The sequence below is a fragment of the Stenotrophomonas sp. GW821-FHT09E08 genome (assembly GCF_059416125.1).
In genome coordinates, this window is the sequence record NZ_JBWKOO010000026.1 from 1 (window position 1) to 15225 (window position 15225).

Sequence of the window (15225 nt, forward strand, 5' to 3'; positions counted from 1 at the left end):
ACCTAGAGCCGAACGGTCGCCCGCGCCGGGCTCTCGGCACCTAAGGTGCCAGAGTCGCAAGAGATAAGAGCCGAGCCTGTGCTCGGCTCCGCTTGCTCATCAGCCGAGCATCGGCCCGGCTCTACCTCTGGTCAGGGCGCGCAGTGGGCGTTGCCCGCGGTCGCCTCGCGCTGGTAGTACGCGAAGCGATTGCCGCTGTCGACGCCCACCAGGTTGCCGTTCTGCAGCAGCTGCAGCACGAAGTCGCTGCCGACATCGCGGTGCAGGACGATCCGGCCGTCGCGCAGGCTCGCGCGTAGGCGCACGTCGTCACCACCGACTTTCACGACGCCGCCGTCGAGGAAACGCAGCTGCGACAGTACGCTGCGTTCGGCGACAAAGCTGCCGCAGGGCAGGGTGACGGCGGCAATCGGCGTGAGTGCCGATGCGGTCGCCCCGGCAAGCGCAGCGAGGCCCTTGGCCGGTGCGCAGGACGGGGCATCGGTGCGCTGTGCACAGGCCAGTTGCAATGCATCGCGCGCCTGCTGCAGGCGCCCACTGCTCCACAGGGACTCGGCCGCCTCCTCACAGAACGTCTCGCCGTGCTGCTCGCGGCAAAGGCCAGCCAGCTCATCCAGCTGCGCCGGCGGCAAGGGTGCATCGACCGAATGCCGCAGGCCCAGCAGTGTCTCTCCCATCATCTGCGAGGCGACCTTCCTGGCCGTCGCCATGCAACCTTCGGCATCGAAGGACGGTGATTCCTCCTTGCATATCTCAGGCATCGGCGGGTCCGCCACCTTCGGCGCCGCTGCATTGGCCTGTTCCTGGTAAGTCTCCAGCAGCTGCGTGCAGGCGGCGCCTACGCCTTCGGCACACCAGGCGTGCAGCTTCACCGGTGCGGCCTCCGGCAGCGCCTCCAGGCACTCGGAGGTGTTCATCACGCAACCATCTTCGATGGGCTCGGGCATCGTCCTGCAGGCGGCGGCGTGCTCACGGGTGAACTCGCGATAGGGCGTGTTGATCGTGCGGTCGTTGTCCGAAAAGAACCAGTTTTCCAGGCGTCCCGTGGACAGGTTGCCGGTGCCGAGCACGTCTTCCTGGCGGGCGATGCGCAGTTCCTCGGTGGCCTGGTAGGGGCCGGACAGGAAGGCGTGGCCTTCGCTCTCGATGGTCAGCGTGATATTGCCGCCGCTGTCCTTGTAGGTGCCGCAGGCCATCGATTGCGCGGCCGCCGGCAGGCTGGCCGAGGCCAGCGCGAGCAACAGCAGGGAGCGCCAGCCCGCAGCGCGGGGACGAAGGGGAACAGCAGCAGGCATGACGTCATCCTTGAAGAAGAAAAAACACGATCCGCCGATACAGGATGGACCAGGCAGGGGAAAGCACCACGCCTCAGGCGTGGCGCCGGAAGATCAGAGCCAGTCGCGCGGCACCAGGTAATCGGCCAGGCGTGCCTCGGCGCTGCCCGCTTCGGGGGCAAAGCCGTACTCCCAGCGCACCCGCGGCGGCAGGCTCATGAGGATGCTTTCGCTGCGGCCACCGCTCTGCAGCCCGAACAGGGTGCCACGGTCGTAGACCAGGTTGAACTCCACGTAGCGGCCGCGACGGTACAGCTGGAACTCGCGTTCGCGCTCGCCGTAGGCGGTGTCCTTGCGCTGCTGCACGATCGGCAGGTAGGCATCAAGGAAGCCATCGCCGACCGCGCGCAGGTAGTCGAAATCGCGCTCGAAATCGCCGTGCAGGTCGTCGAAGAACAGGCCGCCGACGCCGCGCGTTTCATTGCGGTGGCGCAGGAAGAAGTACTCGTCGCACCAGCGCTTGTGCGCGGCATAGCGCTCGTCACCGAATGGCGCACACAGATCGCGCGCGACCCGGTGCCAGTGCTGCACGTCCTCGTCGAACGGATAGAACGGGGTCAGGTCGAAACCGCCGCCGAACCAGCTGGCCACCACCTCGCCGTCGCGCTGCGCCTGGAAGAAGCGCACGTTGGCATGGGTGGTCGGCACGTAAGGATTGAGCGGGTGGAACACCAGCGACACGCCGGTGGCGCGCCAGGAGGCACCTGCCAGTTCCGGACGGTTGGCCGAGGCCGACGGCGGCAGGCGGCTGCCAGCCACGTCGGAGAAACCGATGCCGGCCTGTTCGAACACCGCACCGTCGCGCAGCACGCGGGTGCGCCCACCACCGCCCTCGGCACGCTGCCACAGGTCTTCCTGGAAGCGGGCCTGGCCATCGGCGGCCTCGATCGCCGCACAGATGCGGTCCTGCAGGTCGGTGAGGTAGGCGCGCACGCGCTCGAATTCGTTCATGGCGCGTACTTTACCGCAGGGCCCGCCCGAAGCTGCGGACAGGCCCTGGCGGGCTCAGCGCTTGCGGTTGGAGTTGCGCGGCGTCGGAGCGTTGTCCACAGCCGCCTCTTCAACCGCCTTCTGCAAGGCACCGCCCAGCGTGATCAGCTCCCAGTTCTGGGTGCCGAGCACGTCGCAGGCCACGTGCAGGCCGCTGCGGTCGGCCTTGCACAGTTGCTCCAGGGTTGCCCGTGCATCCACCTCCGCACCGTTGCCTTGCGCGGTGACCAGGTTCTCGCACCCTTCGCGGACGCCAGCCCGGCAGACCGTGGTGTAGTGCCCGGCGGCCTGCAGCCAGTTCCCGGACAGCGCAAGGCGGTTGCCGAGAATGTTGCAGCCCTGCAGCTTGCCCTGCGTGCAGCAGGCTTCGGCCCCGTCCTCGTTGGCCAGCGCCAGCGGGCAATCCTGTGGCAGTGGCAGCACCTTGAATTGCTTCGGCGAACTGCACCTGGTCGGGCCTTCACCGGTGGGGGTGAACACCTGGAAGCGGGTCCAGGTATCCAGGCCCAGCAGCTGGCCGCCCGGCAGCGGGCGCAGCACGAAGTCGCCGCCCCGGTCGTGGTGGATGCGGATGTCACCCTCTTCGACACGCGCACGAAGATGGCTGCCCCAGCCGACACCGACCAGGCCGGCATCACCGAAATCGAGCGTGTCCATCAGGCCGCCGTCGGCCCGGTAGTTGCCGCAGGGCAGGGCCGTTGCCGGTTGCGGCTGCAACGATGCACCCACCGCCTGCAATGCCGGCAGGCGCTCGCAGGTGGCGGTGTCATTGCCGGGGGTGCAGGCCGCAGCCAGGGCCTGCACTGCCTGCAGGGGATCTCCTGCCTCCCAGGACAGCTCAGCTACGCGGGTGCAGAAGCCGCCATGCGGTACCTCGCGGCATAGCCGCAACAACTGTTGCCGCCGCTCAGCCGGAATGATCACCGGCACGGTCGGCGCCGTCATCGTCACCATGGCTTCGGTCATGGCGGCCGTCATCGCGGCCTTGACCAGCTGCTCCTGCACTGCAGGGTCGGCCTCGAGTGCGGCGGCACACGCCGGGGTTTCCTGTTCGAAGCCACCATCGTCACAGGCGGCGGGGAGTTTGATGCCAGACAGAGCGGCGTCGAGCGCTGCCTTTGCCAGGTCGGGATCGGCCTCGACCGTGGGTTTGGCCTCCTCCTGCCAACGATCAGCCAGTTGCAGGCACATGCCGGGCACACCTTCCCGGCACCCTGCTTCCAGCGCGGTCGGGGTCGCTTCGCGACGGTTGTCCAGGCACGCGGCCGCATCAGCCAGGCAGCTGCCTTCGGCCGGCGTGGCCGCTGCGGCGCACTGTGCGGGGGCCTGCAGGAGGTAGACCGTGCCATCCACCTCGACCGTGCGGCCACGATCGCGAACCTGCAGTGCGCTGGGCAGACCGTACTCCAGACTCACCAGTTGCAGCTTTCCGTCGATCTGCTGGAACACGACCGGAGACGGCGCACTGCCGAAGTGCTTCTGCTCGCCACGGTTGGGTGCGCTGATGCGCAGCGTGCTGCTGCCTTCATCGGCCTTGAACAGGCCGCATTGCGGTGACTGTGCGGCGGCCATCGGCGCGGCCAGCAGCAACGCCCAGGCCAGCCAGCGGCGGCGCGGTGCGGGTGAATGCATGTCGTCTCCTTGACGATCGAACGGGAAACTCCAGACGCTACGGCGAACCACGGCCCTCGCGCGGGGGCGTGCATTGTGCCGTGCCGGGCACGGGCTGGTAACGCTGGTAGGCCGTCTGGTTGTCCATGCCGAGCAGGTCGCCGTTGCCGAGCTGGCGCAGTACGAACGTTTCGCCGTTCTGTTGCAGCTGGACGGCGCCTTCGTGCAGGCGGGCCTGCGTGCCATCGCCGAAGTCGAGCATGTCGATCACGCCACCGTCGGCCCGGTAGCGGCCACACGGCACATGTTGGAGCGTTACCAGGCGCAGGTCGGTGCCGAGTTCACGCAGCGGTGCGGTACGTTCGCAGGCACTGATGCGTCCAGCATCGCAGACCACCTGCAGGGCCTGCACCGCCAATGCAGGTTGCAGCGCGTCCAACTGTTGCGCGGCCACTTCCACGCAGAAGCGCCCACCACGGTGTTGCAGGCACAACTGCTGCAGGCGATCGCGTGCAGCAACGGGAAGAGGCGAAGCCAGTGTGTCCTCGTCTTCCTGTTGAAGGCGCTGGTCCACCCGCCACATCGCGGCGGCCAGTGCATCGTCGGTCATGACTTCACAGGCCTGCGGATCGTGCCCGGCCGTGTGTTCGCGGCACGGCGGCGGGCGCTCGAAGACCGCGGGGCCGGCGTCACCGGCTGCATCTGTTGCGCTGCCATCACGCATCAACCGCAGCAGCGTTGAACAGCCGGAGCCTACGCCCTCGTCGCAGGCGCGCCGGGCCTGGCCGGTGGAGGCCGTTGGCAGCTGCACCATGCAGTAGCTGCCGGCCGCGCGGCAGCTGCCAGCCACCGCGGTGGGCTCGGTGGCGCAGGCGCGGGACCGGCGCAGGGTGTAGGTCACCACCACGTTGTCTTCGATGCGCTGCCCATCGGCGCTGATCCGGATCGGCTCGGCCACGCCATCGTCGAGCATGACCAGGCGCGTCTGCGCCGCACTGCGATCGACCCACAGCGGCTCCGGCTCACCGATGCCGTTGTCGCGGTAACCGCTGTTGGGGGTGGTGAACACCAGTGCCATACCGTCATCGACGCTGCGGTACTCGCCGCAGCGCAGGGCATCGGCGCTGGCTGGCAGCGCGGCGAGCAACAGCAGCGCGGGGAGAAGGTTCAACAGGCGCATGCGACGGTCCTTGTCGTGCGGGAAAGGAGTGTGGCTCAGTGGAAGCGCGAGCGGATGTCCGGCCGCAGCAGGCGCCAGGCCAGCCAGCCCTGCAGACCCAGGAACAGCACCGAAGTGCCGAGCAGGGTGAAGGTCATCATCCAGCGACGCGGCTGCAGCGATTGCTGCATGTCCGGTTCGTCGGCGAGCAGCACGATCATGTCACGCATGAACACGTCCAACCACCAGGTGATCGCGAAATTGGCCAGTGCGCTCAACAGCAGCATCACCACGAAGCTCCACAGGCCCCAGCGGCGCTCGCGCAGCAGCCCCCAGCTGGCCACGGCCGAGACCAGGCAGAGCAGTGCGGCGGTCATCGAGGCACCCACCGGGTGCGCCAGCAGCCAGTTCAGGCTGTGCATCTGCCGATGCTGTGCTTCACCCGCCAGCAGCTGCCAGAGTGGAACGTCGTGCAGCGGCCACACCAGCAGCCCCTGCAGCACGAAATAGCCGGTCAGCAGCACGGACAGCCAGAAGGACGCCTGGACCAGTGGCCGAATCCACGCGTGGTAGGGCGAAGGCTGCAATGAGGGCGGCGGGAGCGGCACTGACATCCGGTGTCCTTGCAATCGGTGCCCGCGCAATCAGCGGGCCGTCACCCGGGTGGCGACGGCCGGCAGGATATGGTGTTCGCTCAACGGTGCCAAGGGCAGGCCATGCGGCGGCTGCAACGGTACCCAGGCCAGTTCGGCGATCTCGGCGCGTGCCCGTGGCGTGCCGTCTACCTGCACCCACCACGCCTGTGCCTGCACGCGGTGGCCGGGTTCGTTCACCGCCCAGCCCTCGAAGTGGCCCAGCGCGACGGCGGTCTCGGCGCATACCTGCACACCGAGTTCCTCGTCCAGTTCGCGGGCCAGCGCCTGCAGCGGCGCTTCGCCGGATTCGGGCTTGCCGCCCGGCTGGATGAAGCGGCTGGCGCCGTGCTTGCGCACCACCAGCGCCCGGCCGCGATCATCCAGGATGACCGCAGCCACGATATGGATCGTGGCCGCGGCGTTGCTCACTTCAGGTTCTGCTCGAACAGCTTGAGGATGCGCTTGTACTGGTCCAGCCAGGAATCGGCGCGCACGTAGCCGTGGCGCTCCAGCGGGTACGGTGCGATCGACCAGTTGTCCTTGTGCAGTTCGATCAGGCGCTGGGTGAGGTTCACCGAGTCCTGGAAGAACACGTTGTCATCCATCATGCCGTGGGCGATCAGCAAGTTGTCCTGCAGGTTCTGCGCGTACTCGATCGGCGACGACACGCGGTACGCCTCCGGATCGATGTCCGGGGTGTTGAGGATGTTGCTGGTATAGCCGTGGTTGTACTGGTGCCAGTCGACCACCGGGCGCAGCGCGGCGCCGGCCTTGAACGTGCCCGGCGAACGGAACAGGGCCATGAAGGTCATGAAACCGCCGTAGGAACCACCGTAGATGCCGGCATGGTCACGGTCACCCTGCTGGGTGTCGACCAGCCAGTCCAGGCCGTCCTTGTAATCTTCCAGTTCCGGGTGGCCCATGTTGCGGTAGATCGCCGTACGCCAGTCGCGGCCGTAGCCCTCGCTGCCGCGGTAATCCATGTCCAGCACGATGTAGCCCTTCTGCACCAGCAGGTTGTGGAACATCTGCTCGCGGAAGTAGGCCGGGTAGCGCTGGTGCACGTTCTGCAGGTAGCCGGCGCCGTGCACGAACATGACGATCGGATACTTCCTGCCGGGTTCCTTGTTCTCGGGCTCGTAGTACTTGGCCCAGACCACGCCGGCACCGTGCTTGGACGGCACCGCCACCAGCTTCGGCTGGATCCACTGGCGTGCCTTGTAGTCGGCAGTGCGGGTGTCGGTCAGCACGCGGGCTTGGCCACCGGTGCTCGGCAGCACGGCCAGCTGCGGCGGCAGGTAGGCGCCGGAGTAGCGCACCAGCAGCTGCTGGCCGTCCGGCGACAGCGAGAAGTCTTCCACGCCGTTGAGGCTGGTCAGCTCGCGCACCTGGCGGCTGCCGGTGTCGACCGCGCAGACTTCGTAGTCATGCGGTGCCTGCTGGTTGCACAGGAAATAGAAGCCCTTGCCATCGGCCGACGGCACCGGCGCCGAGGTTTCCCACTTGCCGCTGGTCAGCGCCTGCGGCTTGGCCGCGCCGGCCTGGGTGTACAGGTGCGAGAAGCCCGATTCCTCCGACAGCAGCCAAAGCGTGCGGCCATCGGCCATCCAGCCGAAATCGTTGAATCCCCAGTTGATCCAGCCGTTGTCGGTCAGGCGATGACGGTTCTGCACGCGGCCATCGGCGGCGTTGATGCTGACGATCCAGCGGTCCTTGTTGTCGTTGGCGCGCAGCATCACCGCGGCCTGTTGGCCATCGGGGCTCCAGCGGATGCCACCGCCCATGAAGTCGCTCATCACCTGCACGCTGCGGTCGCCCTTCAGCGCATCCTTGCCGGCCTTGCGGCGCAGCTCGGCCAGCGGGTCGGTGGCGATGCCGGGCAGGCTGGACAGCGAGACCTTCTCGGCCTTGCCGGTGCGCACGTCCACATACCACAGGGTGTGCGGTTCGAAGCCGTTGCGACCGACGCGGGTGCGGGTGTCCTCGGTTTCCTCGTAGCCTGATTCGGTCACGTACAGCGGCATCTTGCCGCCACGGCCGTCGTCGAAGTCCTTCGGCTTGGTCACCACGATCAGGTGGGTCAGGTCCGGCGACAGCACGCTGTCACCGATCTCCACGTCGGCACCCAGGTACACCGGACCCGGCGCGCGGGTCGGGTCGGCCTGGCGCCAGCGCTGGTCCTGGTCCTTCAGCGCTTCGCGCTGGTCACGGTCGCGGCGCAGGGTTTCCAGCGTGCGCAGCTGCTGGTCGCGCAGCACATCGGCCTTCGGCGCCGTACGCGGATCCTTCTCGGCCTTCAGGCTGGCCACCTGCTGCACGCCGCTGGCGGCGGTCCAGTGGAACCAGTTCTGGCCCACCCGCCAGATCACGCCATTGTCGGCGGCGAAGTTCACGTTGCCCGCGCGCTCGTTGCTGCGGGTCAGCTGGGTCAGCGCGCCGCTGCGCAGGTCGCGCACGAACACGTCGCCATTGCGCACGAAGGCGCTGCGGCTGCGGCTGCGGTCGTAGACCGGCTCGGCCACGTCGAGGGTGCCGCGCTGGTCATCGGCCACCTGCGCGGCCACGCCACCGGCCACCGGCTGGCGGAAGGTGTCGCGCACCGGGCTGCCGTTGCGCTTGAGCTGGTATTCCACCTGCTGGCTGTTCCACGACCACCAGGCCTTCTCGACCGGCGGACCGATCCAGTCCGGGTCGGCCATGGCCTGTTCGATGGTGATCGGCGTCGGCGCGGCATGCGCAGCCGGTGCGGCCAGCACGGCCGACAGCAGGAGGGACAGGGGCAGCACTCGGGACATGGGCGGACGGCACCAGTAGAGGAAACCGGGCAAGGGTAGCAGCCGCCCGGGCCGGGGGAGGGGGCCACAGGTCATGGCAGCGGGATTGGCAAAGTGGTGCAACCGGTTGCCAGGGTTGCGCATCCATCCTTCTGAACCCGCATCATCCACCGAACAGGAGCCCGACCATGCAGGAACTGATCCCGATCACCCTCTTCATCTGCATCGCCTATGCGATCCACGCCATTGCCGATGCCCGCGCCCGCAGCAAGCTGGTCGCTCCCCATGTGCCCGAGGAAGTGATCCGCTCGCTGGCCATGCTGGAGGAAGAACGCCGCCGCCAGGGTGCGCTGCGCTGGGGCATCAGCCTGGTCTGCCTGGCGCTGGCCATGGCCCTGCTGGAAGTCATCGGTGCCCGTGACCTGACCTTCGGCGCCGCTGCCGCGATGGTGGGCAGTGCCGGCCTCGGCCAGCTGCTGGCCTGGCACTTCACCCGTCCCGCCGCGCGTAAGGGCTGAGGCAGGCATGCCAAGGGCACAGGGGGCGCCCCGCGCATGAGCCTACTGGGTGAAGCGCTGTCGGCACTGCGGGGCCGTCGCCGCCACGATGCAGCGGCGACGGCGACACCCGCCGCACCGCTGGACGCGGACCAGGCCCTGGTGCGGGCGATCATCGATGGTTCGCAGGCGGCGTTTTCGCAACTGGTCGAGACCCATCAGCGCACCTGCGCACATGTGATCGGGCGCATGGTGGGCGACCGCGATCAGGTGGCCGACCTGCTGCAGGAGACCTTCCTGGCCGTGTTCCGACAGCTGCACCGGTTTCGTTTTGAATCTTCATTGCGCACCTGGGTCTCGCGGATCGCCTACACCACCGCGTTGCAGCACCTGCGCCGGCGCCGGCTGGAGGCGCAATGGATGGTGGCAGTGGAAGTACCCGAGGAGCTGGGCATTGGCGATGAAGGGCCGGGGCCGTGTGATTTGAGCGAGGCGCTGCAGGCCGGTCGTCATCTTGGCGTGGCGCTGGAGCGGCTGAGTGCACCGCAACGATTGATTGTCGGCCTGCACTACCTGGAGGACTTCGACCTGGCCGAAATCGAGCAGGTGACCGGGCTGGCACGCGGTACCATCAAGAGCCACCTGCACCGCGCGCGCCAGGTCCTGAAGCAGGAACTGACGCGGCATGCCGCCGCCGGAGAACTGCTGTGACCCAATCGACCGACCCTCGTGACGCGGAAGAACGCGCACTGGCACAGGCGTTGCGTGAGCAGGCGCGGCAGGAAAAGGCGCCGGATGTGAGCGAGGCGTTGCAGAAGCGGATTGCCGTTGAGTCGCGCGACAGTGGCGTGGGTTATGTGGTGGTGCAGGTGCTGTTGCTGGGGGCGTTGGTGGCGGCGGCTGTCTGGTATTTCTGGCATTAAGCGATTGATAGGCCGACGTCAGTCGCATACGGCGTCAATCTTCCTACGCCATTCCCGAGGTCGCTGACTCGGACAATCCCCCGCACCCGACGGATTGCGTCAGCTCCAGACGCTACGTGACGGTCCTCGCACTGAGGATAGTTGCAAAGAGATCTGCTGCTATTGATGTCGATGACCCTGCTGGAAAAATCTAAATCGTCAGCAACCGCTGACGCTGGCCAGCAGCCGCGCAAGCTCACGGCCATATCCCGCAGTATCAACTTCAAAGGAGCTGAACAATGTCGAAGATCTGCAAATCCGTGCTTCTCCCTCCGGCACTCATTGCAATGCTTGGTCTATCCGGAATCGCATCCGCTGCGCAGGAAAGTGCGACCAATGGTCTCACGCAGATCCAGAACGTCTCTGTGCTGGACATCAACTTCGTCAGCGGGACGGAGCTGCAAGAGGTAATCAGCGATAGCGAGATCGCTGGTGTGCAATGTACCAACTACTCAAGCGGTGGAACCCACTGCGGTCACTACTCATCGGGTGACGCAGAAGAGCTCCAGTTCGCGCATGTTGTTCCTGAAGCACAGAAGTTCAACGTCTAAGAACGCGGACGGCCGCCCTTGGGGCGGCCGTCCGCCACCAAGGAGAGGTTGATGAGAACTTCCATAGAGGAAATCAGGAGAGCGATTGAAGATCCGCGTAGAACGGTTGACGTTTGCTCGGTGCTTCTGGATGCATGGTTTGAAGTTACTCCGCGTCGTTTGGGTGAAGCTCTTTCGAAATTCAGAGCGGAGAAGCTCGAGAACCACGAATGTGTGGAGAAATTTGAAAGAACGTTCAAGAGCCTGGATCCCGCGGCAAGAAGAAGATTGCTTGGCTCCCCGTGGGTTTCTGGATTCATGGATGATCCAGATGGAGTTTCTCATGAAGATCCAGATGGAAGGCCCGTCTCGACCATCGAAGCACTTCATCTCGCTGCAAGGGCGGAGTGTCCAATTTCTCCAAACCATGAAGAAACGGGAGGGTTGCACCATAGGAAGGGAGTCGAAAGCCCACTAGGGGAGTGGGTAGTCAGGCAGCGTGATATCGGATTTGAAAAGGTTGAGCGCGCAAAAGTGGGGGGCGTGATCGCTCTGGACGTGGATAGTGGACTGGCACGCCGGAACGAACCTGAGAGCGGAACGTTCTGCAATCCATTCATGAGTATTTCACCAGAAGAGCATTTGGTAATCCAGGAGAAGCTGGAAGCCGCCATGGAGCTCGTGGATAAAGCCACTCCACATCTGGGTCTGCTGATTCGAATATTCACAAGGCGTGTGTTTGTGAGGAAGTCGATCCAGCTGGGTGATCAGGTTTCACCACTCAATCTTGGATCCGAGTATCGGCCGATTCATGTTGGTTGCATCCGAATTCTCAATGTTCACAGGCCAGAAATGACCGTGGATCTTTGCGCAGAGGCAATTCTGCATGAGTCCGTCCACTCGTATCTCTCCGCCTATGAAGAGGTGCACGGGAAGTTCATGTCAGGTGCAATCAGGGTGCGCCCGGTTTCACCATGGTCAGGAAATTTCATTCCCAACCATTCGCTGGCACACGCGGTTTTTGTTTACTACGCCATCCATCAGCTTCTCGGGAGATTGGCTGGTTTCGGCGGTGAGATTGGAGAAGAAGCCGGGAGGAGAATGAAGCGACGACTGATGCACGTAGCGGGCGGATTCTTCATCGAACGGAAGATCTCGACGCTATTTGTTCTGGAGTCACCCGCCTCATTGCAGCTGATGGCGGTCGTGAATGAAATTCAGGAGGAGATCAGGGCCCAGTACAGCCCAAAAGTGCCAAGGGAAATGCTGGAGAGCGTGGCATGAAGATTCCAACCATTGTCATCCACTCCGATCCGGAAGACGTTGTCGCAACCGAGCTGAGAGATGTCGAGGGTGTGAGTGTGATCCATCTGGACGAGCTGACTCAAAGCTGGTGCGTTCAGGAGGCTGAGATCATTGAACCCGTAGTGGAAACGTCGATTCCTAACATGTGGTCCGCCTACATCATCAACAGAGTCTTCGATCTCTCTTGCACCGAGATTGGCAAACGTCTTCGCGCATTCGGATTGCATGAGAACTGGGCACACACAGCTTTGGGTTCGGTTCTATCGCGAGCGCACGCACTGGCGCACGGAATTGGTCCTCGCGGAGTGAGTAGATCGCTTCTACCCTTGAATGTGCAGTGGAAGCTTCTTTCTGAGCGTGTTCCAGGCATTAAAACGCCACGTTTTGCTTTTGGGTTCGGTCATCGAATGCCTGATATGTCGCATCTGGACAAATTCGTACAGAAGTCTGTCTGGTCCTACTTCCGGTGGGATGGTGATTCTGATGTCGCAGAAGGGGAGCAGCAGTGGCATCCATTCTTCGTCGAACAGCCGCAAGGCATCCCAATCATTTGTAGCTACCATGGAGACGTGTTTGCACTGAGTTTCCCAAGGGGGCGACCCAAGGCAGATCTTGGGACCTTTCCCGCTCTCATACACGCATGCCGGGAACTTTTCGACAGCAGGATGGGCGAGATTCTGGTGTACCAAGAGGACGAAATCCTAACCTTCTGCGCTTGCAGCCCATACATGGCTGGAATAGGTGAGCTGGGGGAAAGGGAGCAACTTCTTCTACAGGGAGTTCCTTCGAGTTGAAGTTGAGGGCTCTGCAAAGGCCAAGGAGGGTACGTGCACGGTTACTACATCAAGATGTCGTTGATTCGATTCAAGCAGAGAGTCGGCACTCATCTGGCAATCGCTCTTATGTTGGGTGCAGGGGTAGGGATCACCACCGTGATGCTTTCCATTGTTCTCCAGGCATCGTCCGATCCCGCACCAGGCCGGAGCTCGGCATTGTTCCGCCCGTACCTTGACGCGCGTCCAGATGCACTGCGCAGTGGCTCTCCGGATCCTGGTCAGGCACTGACCTGGCCGGACGCGAAGGCGCTTCTGAATCAAGGCCGGACGTGGAAACAGGCAGCAATGGCAGGGGGGGCGGTGACGCTCTCCCGGCCGGGAGAGTCCAGCGCAAGACTGCGCGCCAGGTTCGCCACGTCCGAAGTCTTCAGTGTCCTTGGCATTGCCGTTGTTCAAGGGCGGGCATGGACTACCGAGGAGGGACATGCTGCGAGTCGAATGGTGGTCCTGTCGCGTGCGCTCGCCCAGCGTGAATGTGCACAGGATTGCATTGGTCATCCGTTGGAACTGGGCAGACGCACCTATACCGTTGTGGGTGTCGCAGAGGATTGGCATCCGGTGCCGATGTTTCAGGGAGATCTCACGCGCCGGCCGTTTGTGGAGCCTGACGAGATCTACCTGCCAGTTGAAACCGCAATCGCGGACAAGTTGACTGTTGTGGACGGGACGGCGATCTGGGGGGGTGACCAGGACACGGATCTTGCAGGGGGCAACGTTTCATGGCTTCAACTGTGGGCGTGGCTGCCTACCGCAGATGATGTCGCCGCCTACCGCGCGAGTCTGAACGCCTATGCGCAGGCAAAGGGCCTTCGGATCGAACCAGACACGCAGCAGGTGGCACTCTGGCCGTTGATGGATTGGCTGGACAGGCTGGGATTGGTTCCGGAGCGGGCCAGGATGCAGCTTCGGCTGTCACTGATCCTTCTCGGTGTGTGCGTCGTCAACGCGGCGGCACTGCTGAGCTTCAGTCTGGGGCGCCGTAGGCGGGAGCTTGCGATACGACGTGCGCTGGGAGCGCGACGCCGAGACGTGTTCGTCCAGCTCATGTGGGAATCCATCGCGGCGGGAGTCGCAAGCAGTGCACTCGCTGTCGTCACCTATGCGCTGGGAATCCGGGTGGTTGCTGCGGGAGACGTTCTGCCCAGCGCGATAACAGCGATGCATGCTGGGGCAATGCTGATGGCGGCTGCCCTGGGAGTCGTCACGACGTTGCTCTGCTCATTGGTCCCATCGTTTGAAATCTGCAGGGTCAGCTCACTGTCGAGTGCCTTCGCGAAGGGAGCTGCCTGAAATGTTCGAATCGATGAGGGAGACCCGACGGCACTTGGGAAGCGCTGCACTGCTTGCGGTGCAGGCAGCGCTTGCAAGCCTGGCATGTGCGTTCGCACTGCAATCTACGCTGGACAGCTTCGCCAGATTGAACACCGGGAGCATCCGGGAGGCAGTATCGATTGGTGCGGTCAGGGTCTCGGATGTCGAAGAAGGCGCGGATGCGGCAGTGCTGCGTGCAGACCTGTCCGCGATCCGGCTGCCCGGTGTTCAGGACACGGTTGTGAGCGACTCCGTTCCGTTCGGGGGAAGAGCCCATCGATACGGCGTGTGCACCAGCGAGTCGGCCATGGCGTACTCGATGAACGCGGGTACGACAGACGTTGCTGGATGTGATCGCATTCCCGTGGCAACTGCCAGCTCTGGCTTGCTGGCGATGCTGGGAGCGGGAATCGTCCTGGGACGGGATGCCACAGAGGACGACATGGCTGAAGGTGCTCCGGTAATGCTGATCAGTGAAGCGCTGGCTGCCCGTCTGTTCGGAACGGAGAGTGCTGTTGGTCGCCACCTGTATTTCGGCCCCGGCAGCAGCCGGATCATCGTGGGTGTATTTGCGTCTGTTGCTGGACCGGCACCAGGAGGCAATGAGCGGGACTCGCAGTGGGCGCTGCTTCCGGGCCTTCCCATGGGCGCCAGTCGCTATTATCTGGCGAAGTGGAAGTCGGAGGTTGATCGTTCATCGCTTGATCGCGCTGTCGATGCGCTGCAGCGGCCTTATCGGATCGTGAATCCGACCGGTGTCGAGACGCTGGCGGGATATCGCGACGCCTACGTCAAAGCTGATCGCTTCGCTACGACCGTGCTCGCGGTCATGACGGCCGTTGTTCTCGGTGTGCTGATGGCCGGAGTTTCCGGTGTCGTAGGCGCCTGGCTTGATCGGCGCCGGCACTCCATTGGGGTTCGACGGACACTGGGTGCTCGCGGCTCCGTGATCTTTGCCGAAATCATGTTCGAATTTTCACTGTTCACCACACTGGGCGCCCTGCTCGGCGCGTCGTCGTTGCAGTGGATAGGGCCGCCACAGGATGGCATCACAGGTTCACTGTGGTTCTCGATATCGATCGCTGTCGTGCTGGTGATGGCGGCCTGCTTGATTGCACTGGTACCCAGGGCTCTGCGAATCGCCAAGGAGCCGCCCTTGACCTTGCTGAAGCCCCTGTAGCCCATTCATCCTGTCATCCAGCTTCCCTGCGACAAAGTGAAGCAGCGCGTCACCCGGTCGCATCCCGTTTTAACAATATCCACCTAAAGTGGTGCGGTATC

Annotated in this window: 15 protein-coding genes; 8 read left to right on the forward strand and 7 right to left on the reverse strand. The window is 64.2% G+C overall.

What is annotated here, in order from left to right; translation table 11 throughout:
- Nucleotides 1-131 precede the first annotated feature (131 nt).
- The 7 genes from AC07M7_RS20655 to AC07M7_RS20685 form a co-directional block, all read right to left on the reverse strand.
- Complete coding sequence (locus AC07M7_RS20655) at nucleotides 132-1295, reverse strand: hypothetical protein (RefSeq protein ID WP_495208184.1); 1164 nt, start codon at nucleotides 1293-1295, stop codon at nucleotides 132-134.
- Between the two features lie 93 nt (nucleotides 1296-1388).
- Nucleotides 1389-2285 carry an oxygen-dependent coproporphyrinogen oxidase gene (gene hemF, locus AC07M7_RS20660; protein ID WP_136639781.1) on the reverse strand — a complete coding sequence of 299 codons (897 nt, stop codon included), beginning with the start codon at nucleotides 2283-2285 and terminating at the stop codon, nucleotides 1389-1391.
- Between the two features lie 54 nt (nucleotides 2286-2339).
- The gene (locus tag AC07M7_RS20665; protein WP_495208185.1) at nucleotides 2340-3956 is read right to left on the reverse strand and encodes a hypothetical protein; all 1617 of its coding nucleotides are present in this window, start codon (nucleotides 3954-3956) and stop codon (nucleotides 2340-2342) included.
- Between the two features lie 37 nt (nucleotides 3957-3993).
- Nucleotides 3994-5115 carry a hypothetical protein gene (locus AC07M7_RS20670; RefSeq protein ID WP_447782878.1) on the reverse strand — a complete coding sequence of 374 codons (1122 nt, stop codon included), beginning with the start codon at nucleotides 5113-5115 and terminating at the stop codon, nucleotides 3994-3996.
- Between the two features lie 35 nt (nucleotides 5116-5150).
- A complete protein-coding gene (locus AC07M7_RS20675) occupies nucleotides 5151-5708 on the reverse strand; it encodes a hypothetical protein (RefSeq protein ID WP_253078569.1) in 558 nt (185 codons plus the stop codon).
- Nucleotides 5709-5738: 30 nt separating this feature from the next.
- Entirely contained in the window at nucleotides 5739-6158 is a 420-nt protein-coding gene (locus AC07M7_RS20680) for an NUDIX hydrolase (RefSeq protein WP_495208186.1), read from the reverse strand.
- On the reverse strand, nucleotides 6155-8524 hold the full coding sequence (locus tag AC07M7_RS20685) for a S9 family peptidase (protein ID WP_447782875.1): 2370 nt from the start codon (nucleotides 8522-8524) through the stop codon (nucleotides 6155-6157). Before AC07M7_RS20685 ends, AC07M7_RS20680 begins: the two co-directional genes overlap by 4 nt.
- Before the next feature lie 167 nt (nucleotides 8525-8691).
- Between AC07M7_RS20685 and AC07M7_RS20690 the strand changes: the two genes are divergently transcribed.
- From AC07M7_RS20690 to AC07M7_RS20725, 8 genes are all read left to right on the forward strand, one after another.
- Entirely contained in the window at nucleotides 8692-9021 is a 330-nt protein-coding gene (locus AC07M7_RS20690; RefSeq protein WP_136639776.1) for a hypothetical protein, read from the forward strand.
- 36 nt (nucleotides 9022-9057) lie between these two features.
- On the forward strand, nucleotides 9058-9711 hold the full coding sequence (locus tag AC07M7_RS20695; protein WP_495208187.1) for an RNA polymerase sigma factor: 654 nt from the start codon (nucleotides 9058-9060) through the stop codon (nucleotides 9709-9711).
- Entirely contained in the window at nucleotides 9708-9923 is a 216-nt protein-coding gene (locus AC07M7_RS20700; protein ID WP_495208188.1) for a hypothetical protein, read from the forward strand. Before AC07M7_RS20695 ends, AC07M7_RS20700 begins: the two co-directional genes overlap by 4 nt.
- Before the next feature lie 278 nt (nucleotides 9924-10201).
- Nucleotides 10202-10513 carry a hypothetical protein gene (locus AC07M7_RS20705; RefSeq protein WP_253078574.1) on the forward strand — a complete coding sequence of 104 codons (312 nt, stop codon included), beginning with the start codon at nucleotides 10202-10204 and terminating at the stop codon, nucleotides 10511-10513.
- Nucleotides 10514-10564: 51 nt separating this feature from the next.
- Entirely contained in the window at nucleotides 10565-11776 is a 1212-nt protein-coding gene (locus AC07M7_RS20710) for a hypothetical protein (protein WP_495208189.1), read from the forward strand.
- Nucleotides 11773-12591: a hypothetical protein gene (locus tag AC07M7_RS20715; RefSeq protein WP_253078576.1), complete on the forward strand. Its 819-nt coding sequence runs from the start codon at nucleotides 11773-11775 to the stop codon at nucleotides 12589-12591. Before AC07M7_RS20710 ends, AC07M7_RS20715 begins: the two co-directional genes overlap by 4 nt.
- 33 nt (nucleotides 12592-12624) lie before the next feature.
- Entirely contained in the window at nucleotides 12625-13923 is a 1299-nt protein-coding gene (locus AC07M7_RS20720) for an ABC transporter permease (protein WP_495208190.1), read from the forward strand.
- 1 nt (nucleotide 13924) lies between these two features.
- Nucleotides 13925-15124 carry an ABC transporter permease gene (locus AC07M7_RS20725; RefSeq protein ID WP_495208191.1) on the forward strand — a complete coding sequence of 400 codons (1200 nt, stop codon included), beginning with the start codon at nucleotides 13925-13927 and terminating at the stop codon, nucleotides 15122-15124.
- Nucleotides 15125-15225 lie beyond the last annotated feature (101 nt).